Source organism: Thiohalobacter sp. COW1 (genome assembly GCF_016629505.1).
In the GTDB taxonomy this organism is placed as follows: domain Bacteria; phylum Pseudomonadota; class Gammaproteobacteria; order Thiohalobacterales; family Thiohalobacteraceae; genus Thiohalobacter; species Thiohalobacter thiocyanaticus_A.
The window spans coordinates 1,724,941-1,742,155 of record NZ_AP024239.1; the positions used below are offsets into that span (position 1 = coordinate 1,724,941).

Genomic DNA, 17,215 nt, shown 5'->3' on the forward strand with positions numbered 1-17,215 from the left:
CAACGGCGCTGGCGCAGGAGCGGGCGCACCGTCAGGCGGGGAAGACTCCGGTGGAGAGATAGCGGTCGCCGCGGTCGCAGATGATGCTCACGATCACGGCGTTTTCGACCTGGCGCGACAGTTCCAGCGCCGCCGCCACCGCACCGCCCGAGGAGATGCCGCAGAAGATGCCCTCGCGCGCGGCCAGGGCCCGGGTGGTCTCCTCCGCGCTCGCCTGCTCGATATCGATGATGCGATCGACCCGTGCCGGATCATAGATGCGCGGCAGATACTCCGGTGGCCAGCGGCGGATTCCCGGGATGGAGGAACCCTCGGTCGGCTGCACCCCGACGATCTCCACCCCCGGACTCTGCTCCTTGAGATAGCGCCCGGTACCCATGATGGTGCCGGTCGTGCCCATGGCACTGACGAAGTGCGTGATCTCCCCGCCGGTGTCGCGCCAGATCTCGGGACCGGTGCTTTCGTAATGGGCGTCAGGGTTGTCCGGGTTGGCGAACTGGTCCAGCACCCGACCGCGGCCCTCGGCCTGCATCTGCTGCGCCAGATCGCGCGCGCCTTCCATGCCCTCGTCGCGGCTGACCAGCACGATCTCGGCGCCGTAGGCCTTCATTACGGCGCGGCGTTCCAGGCTCATGTTCTCGGGCATGATCAGAACCAGGCGATAGCCCTTGATGGCGGCGGTCATGGCCAGCGCAATGCCGGTGTTGCCGCTGGTGGCCTCGATCAGGGTATCGCCCGGACGGATGTCGCCGCGCTGTTCGGCGTGGCGGATCATGGCCAGCGCGGGACGGTCCTTGACCGAACCGGCGGGGTTGTTGCCTTCGAGTTTGACCAGGACGGTATTGGTGGATTCACCGACCAGGCGCTGCAACCGCACCAGTGGCGTGTTGCCGACAAAGGCCTCGAGCGTGGGGTAGTCCATGTGCAATCCGGTTTCGATGTGGACAGTCGCATGACGGATTTTGACCCCTGACACAAATAACTGCAACATAACGTGGACAGGCCGGATCCAGATAAGAACAACACGGGAGTCAGAAGATGTACAAGGCCTTTTTGCGCGGCGTTTTGCTGCACGCCTCAGCCTGCGCCATCCCCTCCGTTGCCACGGCCGAGACCGCCGACGAATACTACCAGTCCGGTTTTCCTGTGGTGCTGTCGGCCACCCGTCTGGCCCAGCCCCAGTACGAAGCGCCGGTGGCCATGACCGTCATCGATCGGGCCATGATCGAAGCCAGCGGCGCAGTGGACATTCCCGATCTGCTGCGTCTGGTCCCCGGCTTCCAGGTCGCGCGCGCCTCCGGCCACACCATCACCGCCACCTATCACGGCCTGTCCGACCAGCACGCCCGACGCATGCAGGTACGCATCGACGGCCGTCCGGTCTACAGTCCGTCGATCGGCGGCGTGCGCTGGACCGATCTGCCGGTGGCCATCGAGGACATCGAACGCATCGAGGTGGTGCGCGGTCCCAATGCCGCCGCCCTCGGTTCCAACTCCTACCTCGGCGCCATCAACATCACCACCCTGCATGCCAGCCAGACACCGCGGTTCAGTGCGAAGGCCCAGACCGGAAACAAGGGCTTTCGCCGCGGCTTTGCCCGCTACAGCCACAGCCGGGACGCACTGGACTATCGCCTGAGCCTGGCCCGCCGGCTCGACGACGGCTTTCAGGAATTCGTCGATCAGGACTCGGGCGCGCGCCTGCAGCGTCACGACAGCATGCGCACCAGCATGGTGAATTTTCGCGCCGACCACGTCGCCGCCAACAACGATGCCTGGGAACTCCAGTTCGGCTATGCCCGGGGGCCGCGCGGGGAAGGCATGAGCGTTCACCACGACCCCGACCGCACCCGCGAACTCACCAGTCACTACCAGCAGCTGCGCTGGCACCGCAGCGAATCGCCCGACGACAGCTGGACCCTGCTGGCCTATCACAATTACATGGATCACAACGAGATCACAGTCACGCCGCTGTCCAGCCTGTTCGGTGTGCCGCCGGTCCAGGTCATTGCCCTGTTCGGCCGCGACGATCCCATTGCGGTGGATTTCTCGGTCCTGGAGCAGCGTTTCGGGATCGAGCTGCAGCGCAGCCTGCGGCTGCACGCACGGCTGCGCAGCACCTGGGGAGTGGGGTTGCGCGAGGACCGGGTCAAGGGACGGGTGCTGTTCAACCGCGATCACCGGATCGAATCCTCGCTGCAGCGCCTGTTCGGAAACCTGGAATGGCGGTTGCGCGACGACCTGGTCGCCAACCTCGGCTTCACCCTGGAACATACCGAGTTCGCCGGCACCCTGTTCTCGCCGCGACTGGCGGTCAACTACCAGTTCCGCCCCCGCCACGGGATGCACCTGAGCCTGTCGCGCGCCCTGCGCCACCCCAGCATCCTGGAGACGCATGCCGATCTGGCCGTGCGCCTGAGCGACGGCACCCTGATCGATCAGATCATGCTGGGCAACACCCGCGTCGATCCGGAGCGTCTGCACGCCTATGAGATCGGCTACCTGGGACAGTTTCCCGAACTGCACACCACGGTCGACCTCAAGCTGTTCCACAAGGATATCGACGACCGCATCACCGCGGTCAAGGACAAGGCCTTCCCTGAACCCCTGCCCAGCCCCTCGGCCAACCTGTTCACCAACAGCGGCCGCATGAGCATCAACGGCGCGGAAGTCTCCATCACCTGGCGGCCGGCCTACCGCACCCTGGTGGGCATCAATCACAACTACACCCGGGGCAAGGGCCAGGCGCTGAACCTGATCAACGGCCCCGGAGTGGAGTACGAGGATCTCGGCGAGGACATCCCGACCCACACCAGCAGCATCTTTGCCATGCACCGGCTGTCCGGGGACTGGGACCTGAGCCTGCTATACTACCGGGTCAGGGCGATGAAGTGGCTGGGCGACGGCGACCGCGTCCCCGGCTACGACCGGCTCGATACCCGATTCAAAAAGGGCTTCCGTATCAACGGTCAGCGCGCTCATGTGGCGCTTACCTGGCAGAACCTGCTGGACGAATATATCGATTTTCGTCAGGAAAACACCTTCGATACCCGCGTCTATTTCGAGGTCGGTCTGTCTCTGAACTAGGGCGACCATAACAGCCACAACATGCGCCTGATCCTGCCCATCCTGCTGCTGGCCGTATCGCTGTGCCAGGACGCATCCGCAACCGCGGACAGAGTCATGCTGTTGAGCAGCCTGTTGGAATCACATCATACCCGCTTCCGCGACGTCCTGGCCCGGGCGCTGGTGCCCGTTGAACTGGATGAATACCGGCTGCCAGCGTCCGGCACCCGCTCCCCGCCGGCGCCAGACAAGGCGACGCTGATCATCGCCGCCGGTGCCCGGGCCTGTGAACTGGGACTCGCCCAGGCACAGCGCCCGGTCCTGTGCAGCTTCATCACCGAGGCCGCCTATCGACGCCTCAGCGACCAGGCGCGCGCACCGCGTCACAGTGCCCTGTTCCTGGACCAGCCTCTGGCGCGGCAGTTGAATCTGGCCCGACTGCTGCTGCCACCCGACGGCGAACTGGTTGTACTCGTATCGCACCCCCACAGCGCTGGCGAAGCCCTGCGGGCGACCGCCGCCAGGCGCGGGATCGACCTGACCCTGCTGCAACTGGCGCCGAACCAGAACCCGGCCAGCCGCATCCAGCAGGGCATGGACCGCCACCAGATGCTGCTGGCCCTGCCCGACCCGACAGTCTACAACCGCCATACCATTCACGGCATACTTCTTACCACCTATCGCAAGGGCATCGCCGTGATCGGATTTTCAGACTCCTTCGTCAAGGCCGGCGCCATCGCTGCCGTGCACAGTACGCCCGAGGACATGGCGCGTGCGAGTGCCGACATTGCCAGCGCGTTTCTGGCCGGCGCGGAAACCGGCCTGCCCGCACCCGCACACCCTTCCCGGTTCACCGTCACGCTCAATTACAGGGTGGCCCAGACACTGAGCCTGGTTCTGCCGCCGGAGGCGCGGCTGCACGATCAGCTTCGCGACATGGAGGCGGGAACCCGATGACACTGCACAGCATCCAGTCCCGCATCCTGATCAATGCGATCATTCCAGCCGCGCTGCTGGCCCTGATACTGGGGTACTACTTCATCGACAGCCGGATCACCCAGGCCCGGCACACCCTCATCGAGAGCGGCAACGCCATCGCCCGTTATCTCTCCTCCGGGGCCGAATACAGTATCTATACCGGCAATCACGAGGTCCTCGAGCAGCTGGCCCGGCGGGCGCTGTCCGACCCCAAGGTGGTACACGTCGCGGTCAGGGACCGCCATGGCGAAATCCTGTTCGAACAACGGGAACCCGGCAGTGAACAACTGCCCCGGGACAAACTGATCAGTCTCGAGCATGCCATTGAACCGCCGAATATCCCGATACATGACTACCCCGAGGCCGGCACCCGGACCGAGGCCGTGGCGCCCATGGGTCGGATATTCATCGATCTGTCCATGCAGTCCGTACTCAGCGCGGAAAGCGAAATCCTGATCAACGGCCTGATCTTCACCCTGCTGATCCTGGGCGCGGCCAGCCTGCTGGCCGCGCATCTGAGTCGCGCCATTTCCCACCCCATCACCCATCTTACCGCCACCGTCCAGGAACTCGGCCGCGGCAACCTCTCCGTGCGTGCACGCACCGTCGGTACCGGGGAACTGAGATCGCTGCAGGAAGGCATCAACGCCATGGCCGGGACGCTGGAAGACACCCAGAAGGACCTGGAACGTCAGATTCAGTCCGCCACCCACGAACTGCGCACTACGCTGCAGCGGCTGGAGCGGCAGAATGTGGAACTGGAACAGGCACGGCAGGCAGCGCTGCAGGCCGTGCGCGACAAGTCCGAGTTTCTCGCCAACATGAGCCACGAGATCCGCACCCCGCTCAACGGCATGCTGGGCTTCATCGACCTGCTGCTGCACACGCCGCTGTCGGCCGAGCAGCGCGAGTACGTCACCACGGTACGCAAGTCGGCCACCAACCTGCTGGTGATCGTCAACGACATTCTGGATTTCTCCAAGATCGAATCCGGCAATCTGCAGATCGAGCACAGTCCCTTCGATCTGCGCGAGGCGCTGGAGGATTCCATGGACCTGATGGCCCCGCTGGCCCACGCCAAGGGACTGGAATGCGTATTGCTGGTCTATGCCGACGTGCCGCTGCATCTGTACGGGGATTCCACCCGCATCCGCCAGGTGCTGCTCAACCTCATCGGCAACGCCATCAAGTTCACCCGTCAGGGCAGCGTGGTGGTGCGGGTCATGCTGGATGAACCGCTGACCGCCGACAGCGAACAGGCCGGCATCCGGGTCCAGGTCAGCGACACCGGCGAGGGCCTGTCACCCGAACAGCAGGGGCGGTTGTTCACCGCCTTCTTCCAGTCCGACAGTTCGCCCACCCGACGTCACGGCGGCACCGGCCTGGGCCTGTTCATCTCCAAGCGGCTGGTGGAACTGATGGGCGGCAGTATCGGCGTCAACAGCCTGCCGGGACACGGCTCCACCTTCTGGTTCCGGCTCACCCTCAGTACCCAGGGCGAGGTCCCGAGCACCGAGCCGGCGCTGCCACCGGCCAGCGGTACCGTGCTGGTCTGCGACCCGTTCCCCCTGGCCCGGCTGGCCCTGTGCCATCCGCTGGAATCCTGGGGCCTGCAGGTCATCGAGGCCGATGACCCCGACGGTCTGCTCCGATTGCTGGACAGCACGGATACGCCGCGTCCCGACTTCATCGCCCTGGGCCTGCCACCGACCCGGGAAAGCCAGGCGGAAATCGAGCGCCTGCTTGCACTGCTCAGGCCCTACGCCATCCCGGTGCTGCTGCTGCTCAATACCATCGAGAAGGAACGACTGCAGCGTGCCCTGACACTGGGTGCAGCCCAATGCCTGGCCAAACCTGCCCGGCGCGATTCACTGCGTCTGGCAGTTTGGAAACTCATGGGCTGGCCCGAAACCCGCCACAGTGCACTCACGGACAGGCGCAAGCAGCCACGGCCCCAGCCGCCCCGGTTGGAGGGCGGCCGGGTCCTGATCGCCGATGACAACGAAATCAATCGCCGACTGACCGAACTGCAGTTGCAGGCGCTCGGCATCCGGGTCGACCAGGCGGCCGATGGCATCCAGGCGTTGGAACTGGCCCGGCAGCACAGCTACGATCTGATCATTCTCGATGTGCATATGCCCAGGCTGACCGGTGGCGATACCGCCCGCAAGATCCGCGCGACCCCCGACAACCCCAACCGTTCCACACCGATCATTGCCCTGACCGCCGACGCCCTGATCCATCTGGAAGCCGATGCGGATATCAGCGCGCTGGTCCAGGAAGTCCTGATCAAGCCGGTCACCGAGTACCGTATCTGGGAAAGTGTGCGGCGCTGGACCCGCGCCACACCTGCCGCGCCCGAGCCCGGCGCAGAGGAACGTGTCGCCGCGGTCAAACGGGAACTGGTGGAGCGTTTTCGCGGTGAAGCCGGACAGTGGCAAACGGCCCTGCAGCACGCCTTCGATGCGCATGACTGGCAGAACCTGCGGGAACAGGCGCACAAGCTCAAGGGCTCGGCGGTATATTGCGGCCTGCAGGCGCTGGCTGCGGCAGGGGAAGGCCTGCAGTCAGCCTGTGAGGCCGACGATGCACCGGCGATCGAAGCGGCACTGGCGCAGTGCCAGCAGGAACTGGAGCGGTTCGGGAACCGGGAGCCCACGTAGGATGGGTGGAGCACAGCGCAACCCATCGCCGTCCGGCGGCCGGGTGATGGAGTACGGCGCTGTGCGCCTTCACCCATCCTGTCTGCTATTTCCCGTCCGCCAGCAAAATCACATAGGCGATGGCATAATCGCGCTCGTCGGCGATGGAGACATGGCTGGCCGTCACGGCATTGGTACGAGCCAGCGCCTGGGCCGCGCCCCGGTAATGCAGTTCCGGCCGTCCCCTGGAGTCATGACCGACCTGGATATCCTGCAGCCTGAGCCCGTCCCGGAAGCCGGTACCAAAGGCCTTGGCCACCGCCTCCTTGACGGCAAAGCGCTTGGCCAGCAGGGCCGCCGGCCGCGCGCAGGCGTCGAACTCCTGCAGTTCCGCCGCGCTGAGTATGCGCTCGGCGAAGCGCCGGCCGAAACGCGTCAGCGCCTGCTCCATGCGGGCGATACTGACGATATCGGTGCCGATGCCATAGATCAGAGCCATCGGGTTCAGCGCCGCGCCGCGACCATCAGCCGCTTCATCTCGCGCACCGCCTCCTGCAGGCCGGTGAAGACGGCCCGGGCCACGATGGCATGACCGATGTTGAGTTCGCGAACGGCCGGCAACGCCGCGATCGGCTGTACATTGTGATAGTGCAGTCCGTGGCCGGCGTTGACCTGCAACCCGGCCCGCACGCCGGCATCGACCGCCGTGCGGATGCGTTCGTATTCGCTCTGCTGCGCCGCCCCGGCGGCATCGGCGTAATGACCGGTATGGATCTCGATGCAGGGTGCGCCGGCCGCCGCCGCGGCCTCGATCTGGGCCGGTTCGGCATCGATGAACAGCGACACCCGTACCCCGGCGGCGGCCAGCCGGGCACAGGCCTCCCGGATTCGCTGCGGCTGGCCGGCGACGTCCAGCCCGCCCTCGGTGGTCAGTTCCTCGCGCCGTTCCGGCACCAGGCAGCAGTCCTGCGGCCGGATGCGCTCGGCGATGGCGAGCATCTCCTCGGTCACTGCCATCTCCAGGTTCATGCGCGTCTGCAGGATGCCGGCCAGCATCTCCACATCGCGTTCCTGGATGTGGCGGCGATCCTCGCGCAAGTGCAGGGTGATGCCATCGGCGCCGGCCTGCTCGGCCTCGATCGCCGCCTGCACCGGGTCGGGAAACCGGGTACCGCGGGCCTGGCGCAGGGTGGCCACGTGATCGATATTCACGCCCAGCAGAATATCCTTGGGATGTTCAATCATGTCCGCTCCGCCCCTGTCCTTCCAGATCGATGAGAAATTCGCGTGTCTTCAGCGGCCGCTCGCCCAGATACTGTCCCAGCACCTGGCGCAGCAGCGGCTTGATTTCACGCAGATCCTGCGCATTGTCACAGGCCTCGGCCGCCAGTGCCAGCAGGGCCCGGCCGCTGATCCCGCCCTGCCCCTGCATCCGTTCCAGCCCCTGCTCGGGAAGGTAGCGGTAGCGGCAGCGGGCCTCGATCGGCTCACCGGACACGTCCGACTCCAGTACCAGCGCATACCCCAGGGCCTCCAGCAGTCGCTTCTCGAACACCCGCAGTACCGCCTCCAGGGGCTGGAGCGCGAAGCTGCCGAGCGCCTGAACGTAGGCATCGAAGACCTCGGGATGCGGATCCTGACGCTGCAGCAGTCGCAGCAGGAGCTCATTGAGATAATAGGCCGCGAACAGGGCCTGGCCACGAAGCTCGGGCGAGCGCCCGGCCACCTCCATCCGGCGCAGGCTGAACAACTCTCCGCGCCCCCCCCAGGAACACAGCAGCGGCAGGAAGGGACGCAGCAGGCCGCGCAGCGGCGAGCGCGCGCTGCGCGCACCACGCGCGACCACGCCGATGCGTCCATACCCGGGCGTAATGAGCTCCAACAGCGCACTGGTATCACGCCAGGCCCGGTGATGCAGGATATAGGCGGGCTGCAGCTCGACGCTGTCGACACTCATGGCGGGATTGTCCCGGAAATATAAATACCCACGGAAAGCACGGACAATAAGATACTAATGAGAAGTAAGTTAGACGACACTCAGGGCTTCAAGTGTGCAGGTCGGGTCAGCCCGCAGGGGCGTAATCCGACGCTTCGCCCGGATTACATGTCGGGTTACGCTGCGCCAACCCGACCTACGGGGCTGCGGGACAGCCGAATACACAGGACTCCGCCCCACACTCATCCTGTCCGTGCTTTCCGTGTTTTCCGTGGCTATCCTGTTTCATTCATCGATGCCAAGGCTGCGCAGGGCACGCTCATCATCCGCCCAGCCGCCCTTGACCTTGACCCACAGTTGCAGGAATACCTTGCTGCCGAACAGCCGCTCCATGTCCAGTCGCGCCTCGCGGCCGATCTGCTTGAGCATGGCGCCGCCCTTGCCGATCACGATGGCCTTCTGCGAATCGCGCTCCACCCATACCAGTCCATGGATGCGCAGCAGACCGTCGTCGTCCTTGAACTGTTCGATCTGCACAGTCAGACCGTAGGGCAGCTCCTGACCCAGGCGACGGAACAGCTTCTCGCGAATCAACTCGGCCGCGAGAAAACGCTCGCTGCGATCGGTGATCTGCTCCTCGGGGAAATAGGGCGGCCCTGCGGGCAGGCGCGCGATCACGCACTGTTCCAGTCGCTCCAGATTCTCCCCGCGCGCGGCTGACAGGGGCAGGATTTCGGCGAAATCATGCCTGCCCGCCAGCGTCTGCAACTCCGGCAGCAGTTGAGCGCGATCCGCCACCCGGTCGATCTTGTTGACCGCCAGCAGTATCGGAACGCCGGCCTGACGCAGACGCCGCAGCACCAGTTCGTCCTCGTCGGTCCAGCGTCCGGCCTCGATCAGGAATACGGCCAGGTCCACGTCAGCGATGGCATCGCTGGCGGCGCGGTTGAGCGCCCGGTTGAGCGCGCGCTTGCCGCCGCGATGCAGGCCCGGGGTATCGATATAGACCACCTGGGCCTGCGACGTGGTCTTGATGCCGAGAATACGGTGCCGGGTCGTCTGCGGCTTATCCGAGGTTATGCTTATTTTCTGTCCGAGTATGCGGTTGAGCAGGGTCGACTTGCCCACGTTCGGCCGCCCGACCAGCGCCACCAGGCCGCAGCGGAAATCGCCGGAATCCGTATTCATGCCTGCCGCGCCCTCATCATGCATCCGACTCCTGCACCTCGGTCTCCACGCCCAGCGCCTGCAGCATGCCGGCGGCGGCGGCCTGTTCGGCCTTGCGCCGGCTGGAGCCGCGTCCGCGGCTGCTGCGGTCCAGCCCGGCGATCCGACATTCGACCTCGAAGGTCTGGGCGTGCGCCTTGCCGGAGACCTGGATCACCTGATATTCGGGCAGTTCGATGTGGCGGGACTGGAGGTATTCCTGCAGGCGGGTCTTCGGATCCTTGAGCGCGGCGGCCTCCGGCAGCGACTGCAGTCGCGGCTGATAGAGTTGCAGCACCAGTGCGGCAGCGGTATCGAAACCGGCGTCCAGATAGACGGCACCGAGAATCGCTTCCAGGGCGTCGGCCAGGATGGAATCACGCCGGAAGCCGCCGCTCTTCAGTTCGCCCGAGCCCAGTTGCAGATACTCCCCCAGTTCCAGTTCACGGGCGATGCCCGCCAGGGTGGGTTTCTTCACCAGGGTCGCGCGCAGCCGGCTCAGGTCACCTTCACTGGCTTTGGGATAGCGCGCGTAGAGGGCATCGGCGATGACCATACCGAGCACCGCATCCCCGAGGAATTCCAGTCGTTCATTGTTGAGATTGCCGGCGCTGCGATGGGTGAGCGCCTGTTGCAACAGGGCCGGGGTGGTGAATTCATGACACAGCCGCCGGGCCAGTGCTTCCAGTGGCGGCGTCAATTGCGAATCAGCTCCACGCTTTCGTCGAATTTGGTCACGGCATCCACGTTACCCAGCACCGGCACCCTGATTTCATACTGGGCGCGTACCGTCACCCGGCCCTTGTCGTTGGTAACCGTTACATCCCGGGCCTCGATGCGGGTGACATCGTTGATGATGAAACGCCGGTCAATCAGCTTGCGGATTTCAGCCGGGGACTTGCGGGTAATATCGGGCTCGTTCTTGAGCGAAGCGAGGGTCTCGGCGACCTTGAAGTTCTCCAGATAGTTGGGCAGCAACCGCAGTGTCAGTAACACGAAGAACGCGATCAGTCCCAGTACGATGATCCAGCCCAGCAGCGTCATGCCCTGCTGTCGTTGCGGATAATGCATATTACTCCCCCTCGCCCCTTGTCAATGAATGGAATCGCCGATGCGGCTCCAGGTGACGCGGTTGTTCACGCCATCCCAACTCATCCAGATAATGAAGGCCTTGCCGACCAGATTCTCCTCCGGCACCAGACCGAAGTAGCGGCTGTCCTTGCTGTTGTCGCGGTTGTCTCCCATCATAAAGTAATGCCCTTCGGGGATCATCCATTCGCCCTCGATGTTGGGATAGCCCGGCCGCACCAGGATGCGGTGCTCCACCTCGTTGAGCCGCTCCAGCCGCTCGCTGGCACCGGTGCTGGCCAGTCCTGCACCTTCCGCAATATAGGTGCCCAGGACCTGCTGCGGCATCCTTTCGCCATTGATATATAGGATTTTATCCCGATAGGCAACCCGGTCCCCGGGCAGCCCGACCACGCGCTTGATGTAGTCCACGGAAGGGTTGTCGGGGTAGCGGAACACCACTACGTCGCCCCGCTCCGGTTCTCCCAGGTCCAGGAATCGGGTATTGACCACCGGCAGGCGCAGACCGTAGGCGAACTTGTTGACCAGGATGAAGTCACCCACCAGCAGGGTAGGCATCATGGAGCCGCTGGGGATGCGGAAGGGTTCGGCCAGGAAGGAGCGCAGCAGCAGCACGACCAGGATCACGGGAAAGAAGGCGCGGGAGTATTCCACCAGCACCGGCTCCTTGAGCACCGCCTCGCGGCGCTCCGGCTCCGCGACGGCCTCGGCGGCCTGTCTGCGCTTCGGCTTCCACAGCCAGGCATCGAGCAGCCAGATCAAACCGGTAATGAAGGTGGCCAGCACCAGGATCAGCGGAAAATTAAAACTCATGACAATGACTCATGTTTGTATTTCTGGTTGTTACGTCCAAAAGCTTTACAACGCAAAGGCGCAGGGACCGCAGAGTTTTTTGATTTTACACAGTGGTCGGAAATATTGGCTATAAGACCAGAAACGCCGTCATCCCCGCGCAGGCGGGGATCCAGCACCCGCGGCGGTTTATGGATTCCCGCCTGCGCGGGAATGACGCTGTGCACTCTGCGCCTCCGCGTTGAGGTTTTCTTCAACCCTTCTTGCCCACATGCAGCACTGCCAGGAAGGCCTCCTGCGGGACCTCGACCTTGCCGAACTGCTTCATGCGGCGTTTGCCGGCCTTCTGCTTTTCCAGCAGCTTGCGCTTGCGGCTGACGTCGCCGCCGTAGCACTTGGCGGTCACGTTCTTGCGCAGTGCCTTGACCGTGGTACGGGCGATGATCTGGTTGCCGATGGCGGCCTGGATGGCCACATCGAACATCTGCCGCGGAATCAGTTCCTTCATCGCATCGGCCAGTTCGCGGCCCTTGTAGGGGGCATTGTCATGATGGACGATCAGCGACAGGGCATCCACCCGCTCGCCGTTGATGAGGATGTCCAGCTTGACCAGCTTGGCAGCCTGGAAGCGCAGGTGGTGGTAATCGAAGGATGCATAGCCGCGGCTGACTGATTTCAGCCGGTCGAAGAAGTCCAGCACCACCTCGCTCAGCGGCATCTCGAAATTCAGCGACACCTGCTTGCCCAGATACTGCATGTTCTTCTGCACCCCGCGCTTCTCCACGCACAGGGTGATCACCGCGCCCAGGTAATCCTGGGGTACCAGGATATTGGCGAGGATGATGGGTTCGCGGATCTCCTCGATCTCGTTGGGCGGCGGCAGCTCCGCCGGATTGTCCACCTGCAGGGTCTCGCCGCGGGTGGTCAGGACCTCGTAGATCACGGTCGGGGCAGTGGTGATCAGGTCCAGATCGTACTCACGCTCCAGCCGCTCCTGCACGATCTCCATGTGCAGCATGCCGAGAAAACCGCAGCGGAAACCGAACCCCAGGGCCTGGGAGTTCTCCGGATCGTACTGCAGGGCGGCATCGTTCAGGCGCAGCTTCTCCAGGGCATCGCGCAGGTCCTCATAATCATCGGAGCTGACCGGGTACAGTCCGGCGAAGACCCGCGGCTGCATGTACTGGAAGCCCGGCACCGGTTCGGCGGCGGGGTTGTCGGTCAGGGTCAGGGTATCGCCCACCGGCGCACCGTCGATGTCCTTAATGCCGGCGATGACATAGCCCACATCCCCGGCGCTGAGGTGGTCGGTATCCTTGCGCTTGGGAGTGAAGATGCCGACATTGTCGACCTGGTGGCTGCGTCCCGTGGACATCACCGTGATCTTCTGCCGCGGGCGCAGGGTGCCCTGCTTGACCCGCACCAGCGAGATCACGCCGACATAGTTGTCGAACCAGGAGTCTATGATCAGGGCCTTGAGCGGCGCCTCGACATCGCCCTGGGGCGGCGGAATGCGGGCGACGATGGTCTCCAGCACGTCCTCGACGCCGACACCGGTCTTGGCGCTGACATGCACGGCGTCGTGGGCCTCGATGCCGATGATGTCCTCGATCTCCTGAGCCACGAGCTCGGGCTCGGCTGAGGGCAGGTCGATCTTGTTCAGCACCGGCACCACCTCCAGGCCCTGATCGATGGCGGTGTAGCAGTTGGCCACGCTCTGCGCCTCCACGCCCTGGGCGGCATCGACCACCAGCAGGGCGCCCTCGCAGGCGGCCAGCGAGCGCGAGACCTCGTAGGAGAAATCCACATGCCCCGGGGTATCGATGAAATTGAGCCGGTAGATCCGGCCGTCGCGGGCGGTGTAGTCCAGGCTTACGCTCTGGGCCTTGATGGTGATGCCGCGCTCGCGCTCCAGGTCCATGGAATCGAGCACCTGCTCGGCCATTTCACGTTCGGTCAGGCCACCGCAGACCTGAATGAAACGGTCGGCCAGGGTCGACTTGCCATGGTCGATATGGGCGATGATGGAAAAATTGCGGATATGACTCAGATCTGCCACGGGGTTCTCGATGCATATGCCCGCCGGACGGGCACAGGGACATTGCCGGCAGCCGGACGGACCGGCCAGTTCATATAAGCATTTGAAGTCGCGGGATTATACACATTCATCCGGACGGCAGATAGCACGCAGCGCCGCCGGATCGAGAAAATACTCGCAGATGAGCCGGTCGTCAGCCGTGGTCAGAACCGGGACGCGCGTGCCCCAGCGCTCGACCAGGGCGGGATCCCGGTCGATATCGATCACTCTGAGCTCGAATCCCAAGTCCGGCTGCAGGACGCGCAGTTCCTGCTCCAGGTCCTGGCACAGGCCGCACTCGGGGCGGGCATAGAGGATCAGACGGGTCATGGCCGAAACCCGGTGCGGCCCCGGGGCGAACCGGGACCGCACCGGCGGCGGCTTACTCCGGAATGCGGATGGCCAGGAACAGGGGACCGCTGCGGCGCTGAATCAGCACCGGCACCGAACTGCCCTTATCCATGTCCTTGACCAGCTGATTGAAGTGATCGACACCCTTGACCGTCTCATTATTGAAACGCACGACGATGTCGCCTTCGCGCACGCCGGCGCGTGAGGCCACCCCGGACTTGAGCTCCTTGATCATCACGCCGCCCTCGCCCAGCTCCAGCTGCTCACGCAACTCGGCCGGGACCGCGGCCACCACCAGGCCCAGACGGTCGCTCTTGCCGGTCTGGCTCGCGGCCGGTTCGGCCGCGGCCTGCTGATCGTCCTCGAGCTCGCCCAGGGTCACCTGCAGGGTGCGGCGCTTGCCCTCACGCATGATCTTCATCTCGGCCTGCTCGCCCACCGGCGTACTGCCGACGATGTGCGGCAGACTGCTGGAACGGATCACGGGTCTGCCGTTGAACTCCAGAATGATGTCGCCGACCTGCAGCCCGGCCTTGGCCGCCGGACTGTCCGGGACCACCTTGGACACCAGCGCGCCCTGCGGCTTGTCCAGCCCGAAGGACTGGGCCAGTTCGCGGGTCACCTCCTGGATCAGCACGCCCAGCCAGCCCCGGCTGACCCGGCCCCGGGTCTTGAGCTGTTCGGCGACATCCATGGCGACCTCGATCGGAATGGCGAAGGACAGGCCCATGTAGCCGCCGGTGCGGCTGAAGATCTGGGAGTTCACGCCCACGACCTCACCGTCCATGTTGAACAGCGGCCCACCGGAGTTGCCGGGGTTGATGGCCACGTCGGTCTGGATGAAGGGCACATAGTTCTCACTCGGCAGGGCCCGGCCCTTGGCGCTGACGATGCCGGCGGTGGCCGAACGCTCGAAGCCGAAGGGCGAGCCGATGGCCAGCACCCACTCGCCGACCTTGAGTTCCTCGGACTTGCCCAGTTCAGCCACGGGCAGCCCCTGCGCCTCGACCTTGAGCAGGGCCACATCGCTGCGGGGATCGGTCCCCACCACCTCGGCAACCATCTCGTCGCGGTTGTTGAAACGGACGATGATCTCCTTGGCGTCCTGGACCACATGGTTGTTGGTGAGGATGTAGCCGTCTTCAGAGATGATGAAGCCGGAGCCGAGCGACTTGGCCTCGTGCTCACGCGGCTCGCCGCCTTCGCCCTCGAAGAAGTGGCGGAACAGGTCACCGAAGGGGCTGTCTTCCGGCAGGTCGGGCATCTCCATACCCGGCGGCAGCTGCATGCGCGGTTCCTTCACCACCTGGGTGGTGCTGATGTTGACCACCACCGGGCTGTTCTGTTCGACCAGTCCGGAAAAATCCGGCAGTGATGACGACCAGGGCGCCGCGGCGGCCTGGGTCAGTCCCATCAATCCGAGCAGCGCCAGGCCATTCAGCCAGGATGCAATCTTGTATTTCATACCCACTCCCGTAATGGAATCGTCACTATCGTTATATGACATCAATATACAACACCCGGCCTGAAGCCGGGCTGAACAGCCTTCAGCCCGGCGTTGGCTGCGAACCGGGCCGGGGCGCGGCCGGTACCGTATCGACCCGCGCGCCAACCACGCCGAGCACGACCGGCTGATAGCGTTGGTCGTCGCGTATCCGGCAGGAAAACCCGCGCAACCAGTAAAAGCCCAGTCCACCGCCGGCCAGTGCGCCGAGCAGCGTCGGCCATTCCTCCAGGATGCCCAGGCGCGCGGCCAGCACCTCGCCCAGCAGCCCGCCCAGGAACAGGCACAGCAGCGGCAGCAGGTAGAGCGCGAGGGACCCGCGCAGGAACGCCCCCTCATCTATGCCGATGCGCACCGTCTGTCCGGGCCGTACCCCGACGGGATCGATGACCCGTACCCGGCTGCGTCGATTTCCCAATACCTGCGCCAGCACCGAGGTGCCGCAGCCCTTGTTGACTGCGCACTGCCCGCATACCGACTGGCGCCGGGTCTCGACCCAGGCCACACCGTCGGCGGCCTCGAGCACCTGGCCCTGTTCCTCGATCATGGCCGCCGCCCTGCTGCTTCATTCACTGCGTCGCACCCCCCGCGCCAGACGCTCGGCCGTCACCGCCGGCACCTCGCCCACCACGATGACGTGATAGCCGTCCAGGGCGCGACCCATGGCATTGACCGCACCCATGTTCGACAGGCCCTCCAGGCCGGGCGGGGTATTCTCGTCACGCGCCTCGATGTAGACCGAGACCGTGGCCAGGCCATCGCCGAAGACCCAGTGCTCGACCCTTTGCCCGCTGACCGGCATGCCGTGCCAGTTGTGGCCGCGCAGTTCGAAGCCGGGTGGGAGCCAGGCGAATTCCCAGCCGCTGTCGGCGTCCGCCGGAATCTCCTGCGCCGCGGCCGACGGCGGCCCCTCATAGCGGGTGAAATGCTCGCCGCCCAATTCCGGACGCAGGTCGGCATCGTCGATGTGTTTCACCACCTCCAGCCGGGTGAACATCATCTGCTCCAGGGCGGCACCGGAAGCCGTGACCAGTTCCGATCGCAGCGGCAGGGCATGCTCACTGTCGAGCCAGAAGCGGTAACCATAACGATAATCGTCGCGCGGCTCGATCACCACCACCTGGCTGCGGCGCTGCAGCATACGGTCGCTGTCCCCAAGGCTGAAGCGGTAATGTCGGCTGAGTTGTTCCAGATCGCGCGGCAGGGCCGCGAAGGGGCCGCGCGGCAGACTGCGGTCCACCATGACGGCCTTGCTGTCGGAGAGGATGCAGGTCACACCCTCCTGGTCGCGGATGACCTCGCGCGCCGCCCCGCTCAGGGCGAACAGCCGCTGGCGGCTGTCCTCGCCGCCGCGATGCATGATGCGCATGGCATCCAGCTTGCCGTTGTGCTGGTAGACGAAGGTACCGCGATAGTTCAGATCCTGGATGGCATTCGACATCCGGTCCAGCCAGGCGAATGCCTCACCGGCCGCCGCTGGCGGACTGAACAGCGCCGTTGCCAGCAGGGCCAGGGGCAGCAGCCGCGCGGCGCGCGCCCTGGCGATGGACGGGACGCGGGAGAAGCGGAGCATG

At 64.8% G+C, this 17,215-nt stretch carries 16 protein-coding genes; 3 read left to right on the forward strand and 13 right to left on the reverse strand.

Annotated features, from left to right (window positions below; translation table 11 throughout):
- Positions 1 to 31: 31 nt before the first annotated feature.
- Positions 32 to 922, reverse strand: a complete 891-nt coding sequence (gene cysM, locus COW1_RS08015; protein WP_096365454.1) for a cysteine synthase CysM — start codon at positions 920 to 922, stop codon at positions 32 to 34.
- Between the two features lie 116 nt (positions 923 to 1,038).
- Here cysM and COW1_RS08020 point away from each other — a divergent pair, with 116 nt between their 5' ends.
- The 3 genes from COW1_RS08020 to COW1_RS08030 are packed head-to-tail and all read left to right on the forward strand — an operon-like array spanning position 1,039 to position 6,707.
- Positions 1,039 to 3,087, forward strand: coding sequence for a TonB-dependent siderophore receptor (locus COW1_RS08020; protein WP_201345952.1), 2,049 nt, complete (start codon positions 1,039 to 1,041; stop codon positions 3,085 to 3,087).
- Positions 3,088 to 3,108: 21 nt separating this feature from the next.
- On the forward strand, positions 3,109 to 4,023 hold the full coding sequence (locus COW1_RS08025; protein WP_201345953.1) for an ABC transporter substrate-binding protein: 915 nt from the start codon (positions 3,109 to 3,111) through the stop codon (positions 4,021 to 4,023).
- Positions 4,020 to 6,707 (forward strand): ATP-binding protein, encoded by a 2,688-nt coding sequence (locus tag COW1_RS08030; RefSeq protein WP_201345954.1) that lies wholly within the window; start codon positions 4,020 to 4,022, stop codon positions 6,705 to 6,707. Before COW1_RS08025 ends, COW1_RS08030 begins: the two co-directional genes overlap by 4 nt.
- Positions 6,708 to 6,792: 85 nt before the next feature.
- On the opposite strand, the gene acpS is transcribed toward COW1_RS08030, so the two are convergent.
- The 12 genes from acpS to COW1_RS08090 form a co-directional block, all read right to left on the reverse strand.
- Complete coding sequence (gene acpS / locus COW1_RS08035) at positions 6,793 to 7,185, reverse strand: holo-ACP synthase (protein WP_197703003.1); 393 nt, start codon at positions 7,183 to 7,185, stop codon at positions 6,793 to 6,795.
- A 5-nt stretch (positions 7,186 to 7,190) separates the two neighbouring features.
- The gene (pdxJ, locus tag COW1_RS08040) at positions 7,191 to 7,931 is read right to left on the reverse strand and encodes a pyridoxine 5'-phosphate synthase (RefSeq protein ID WP_096365446.1); all 741 of its coding nucleotides are present in this window, start codon (positions 7,929 to 7,931) and stop codon (positions 7,191 to 7,193) included.
- The gene (gene recO, locus COW1_RS08045; RefSeq protein WP_201345955.1) at positions 7,924 to 8,643 is read right to left on the reverse strand and encodes a DNA repair protein RecO; all 720 of its coding nucleotides are present in this window, start codon (positions 8,641 to 8,643) and stop codon (positions 7,924 to 7,926) included. Before recO ends, pdxJ begins: the two co-directional genes overlap by 8 nt.
- A 264-nt stretch (positions 8,644 to 8,907) precedes the next feature.
- Positions 8,908 to 9,810: a GTPase Era gene (gene era / locus COW1_RS08050; RefSeq protein ID WP_096367502.1), complete on the reverse strand. Its 903-nt coding sequence runs from the start codon at positions 9,808 to 9,810 to the stop codon at positions 8,908 to 8,910.
- Positions 9,811 to 9,826: 16 nt separating this feature from the next.
- Positions 9,827 to 10,528, reverse strand: coding sequence for a ribonuclease III (rnc, locus tag COW1_RS08055; protein WP_096365442.1), 702 nt, complete (start codon positions 10,526 to 10,528; stop codon positions 9,827 to 9,829).
- On the reverse strand, positions 10,525 to 10,899 hold the full coding sequence (locus tag COW1_RS08060; protein ID WP_096365440.1) for a DUF4845 domain-containing protein: 375 nt from the start codon (positions 10,897 to 10,899) through the stop codon (positions 10,525 to 10,527). Before COW1_RS08060 ends, rnc begins: the two co-directional genes overlap by 4 nt.
- 21 nt (positions 10,900 to 10,920) lie before the next feature.
- Positions 10,921 to 11,730 (reverse strand): signal peptidase I, encoded by an 810-nt coding sequence (lepB, locus tag COW1_RS08065; protein ID WP_201345956.1) that lies wholly within the window; start codon positions 11,728 to 11,730, stop codon positions 10,921 to 10,923.
- Between the two features lie 232 nt (positions 11,731 to 11,962).
- The gene (gene lepA / locus COW1_RS08070) at positions 11,963 to 13,768 is read right to left on the reverse strand and encodes a translation elongation factor 4 (RefSeq protein ID WP_096365436.1); all 1,806 of its coding nucleotides are present in this window, start codon (positions 13,766 to 13,768) and stop codon (positions 11,963 to 11,965) included.
- Positions 13,769 to 13,864: 96 nt separating this feature from the next.
- Positions 13,865 to 14,116, reverse strand: coding sequence for a glutaredoxin family protein (locus COW1_RS08075; RefSeq protein WP_096365434.1), 252 nt, complete (start codon positions 14,114 to 14,116; stop codon positions 13,865 to 13,867).
- Between the two features lie 52 nt (positions 14,117 to 14,168).
- Positions 14,169 to 15,602, reverse strand: coding sequence for a DegQ family serine endoprotease (locus COW1_RS08080; RefSeq protein ID WP_096365432.1), 1,434 nt, complete (start codon positions 15,600 to 15,602; stop codon positions 14,169 to 14,171).
- A gap of 82 nt (positions 15,603 to 15,684) precedes the next feature.
- A complete protein-coding gene (locus COW1_RS08085) occupies positions 15,685 to 16,188 on the reverse strand; it encodes a SoxR reducing system RseC family protein (RefSeq protein WP_201345958.1) in 504 nt (167 codons plus the stop codon).
- Between the two features lie 18 nt (positions 16,189 to 16,206).
- On the reverse strand, positions 16,207 to 17,214 hold the full coding sequence (locus COW1_RS08090; protein ID WP_201345962.1) for a MucB/RseB C-terminal domain-containing protein: 1,008 nt from the start codon (positions 17,212 to 17,214) through the stop codon (positions 16,207 to 16,209).
- Position 17,215: the final 1 nt, after the last annotated feature.

What these genes read in the sequence shown, in the direction of transcription:
- cysM (WP_096365454.1), bottom strand. Translation starts at nt 922, where the DNA reads ATGGACTACCCCACGCTCGAGGCCTTTGTCGGCAACACGCCACTGGTG.
- COW1_RS08020 (WP_201345952.1), top strand. Translation starts at nt 1,039, where the DNA reads ATGTACAAGGCCTTTTTGCGCGGCGTTTTGCTGCACGCCTCAGCCTGC.
- COW1_RS08025 (WP_201345953.1), top strand. Translation starts at nt 3,109, where the DNA reads ATGCGCCTGATCCTGCCCATCCTGCTGCTGGCCGTATCGCTGTGCCAG.
- COW1_RS08030 (WP_201345954.1), top strand. Translation starts at nt 4,020, where the DNA reads ATGACACTGCACAGCATCCAGTCCCGCATCCTGATCAATGCGATCATT.
- acpS (WP_197703003.1), bottom strand. Translation starts at nt 7,185, where the DNA reads ATGGCTCTGATCTATGGCATCGGCACCGATATCGTCAGTATCGCCCGC.
- pdxJ (WP_096365446.1), bottom strand. Translation starts at nt 7,931, where the DNA reads ATGATTGAACATCCCAAGGATATTCTGCTGGGCGTGAATATCGATCAC.
- recO (WP_201345955.1), bottom strand. Translation starts at nt 8,643, where the DNA reads ATGAGTGTCGACAGCGTCGAGCTGCAGCCCGCCTATATCCTGCATCAC.
- era (WP_096367502.1), bottom strand. Translation starts at nt 9,810, where the DNA reads ATGAATACGGATTCCGGCGATTTCCGCTGCGGCCTGGTGGCGCTGGTC.
- COW1_RS08060 (WP_096365440.1), bottom strand. Translation starts at nt 10,899, where the DNA reads ATGCATTATCCGCAACGACAGCAGGGCATGACGCTGCTGGGCTGGATC.
- lepB (WP_201345956.1), bottom strand. Translation starts at nt 11,730, where the DNA reads ATGAGTTTTAATTTTCCGCTGATCCTGGTGCTGGCCACCTTCATTACC.
- COW1_RS08075 (WP_096365434.1), bottom strand. Translation starts at nt 14,116, where the DNA reads ATGACCCGTCTGATCCTCTATGCCCGCCCCGAGTGCGGCCTGTGCCAG.
- COW1_RS08080 (WP_096365432.1), bottom strand. Translation starts at nt 15,602, where the DNA reads ATGAAATACAAGATTGCATCCTGGCTGAATGGCCTGGCGCTGCTCGGA.
- COW1_RS08085 (WP_201345958.1), bottom strand. Translation starts at nt 16,188, where the DNA reads ATGATCGAGGAACAGGGCCAGGTGCTCGAGGCCGCCGACGGTGTGGCC.
- COW1_RS08090 (WP_201345962.1), bottom strand. Translation starts at nt 17,214, where the DNA reads ATGCTCCGCTTCTCCCGCGTCCCGTCCATCGCCAGGGCGCGCGCCGCG.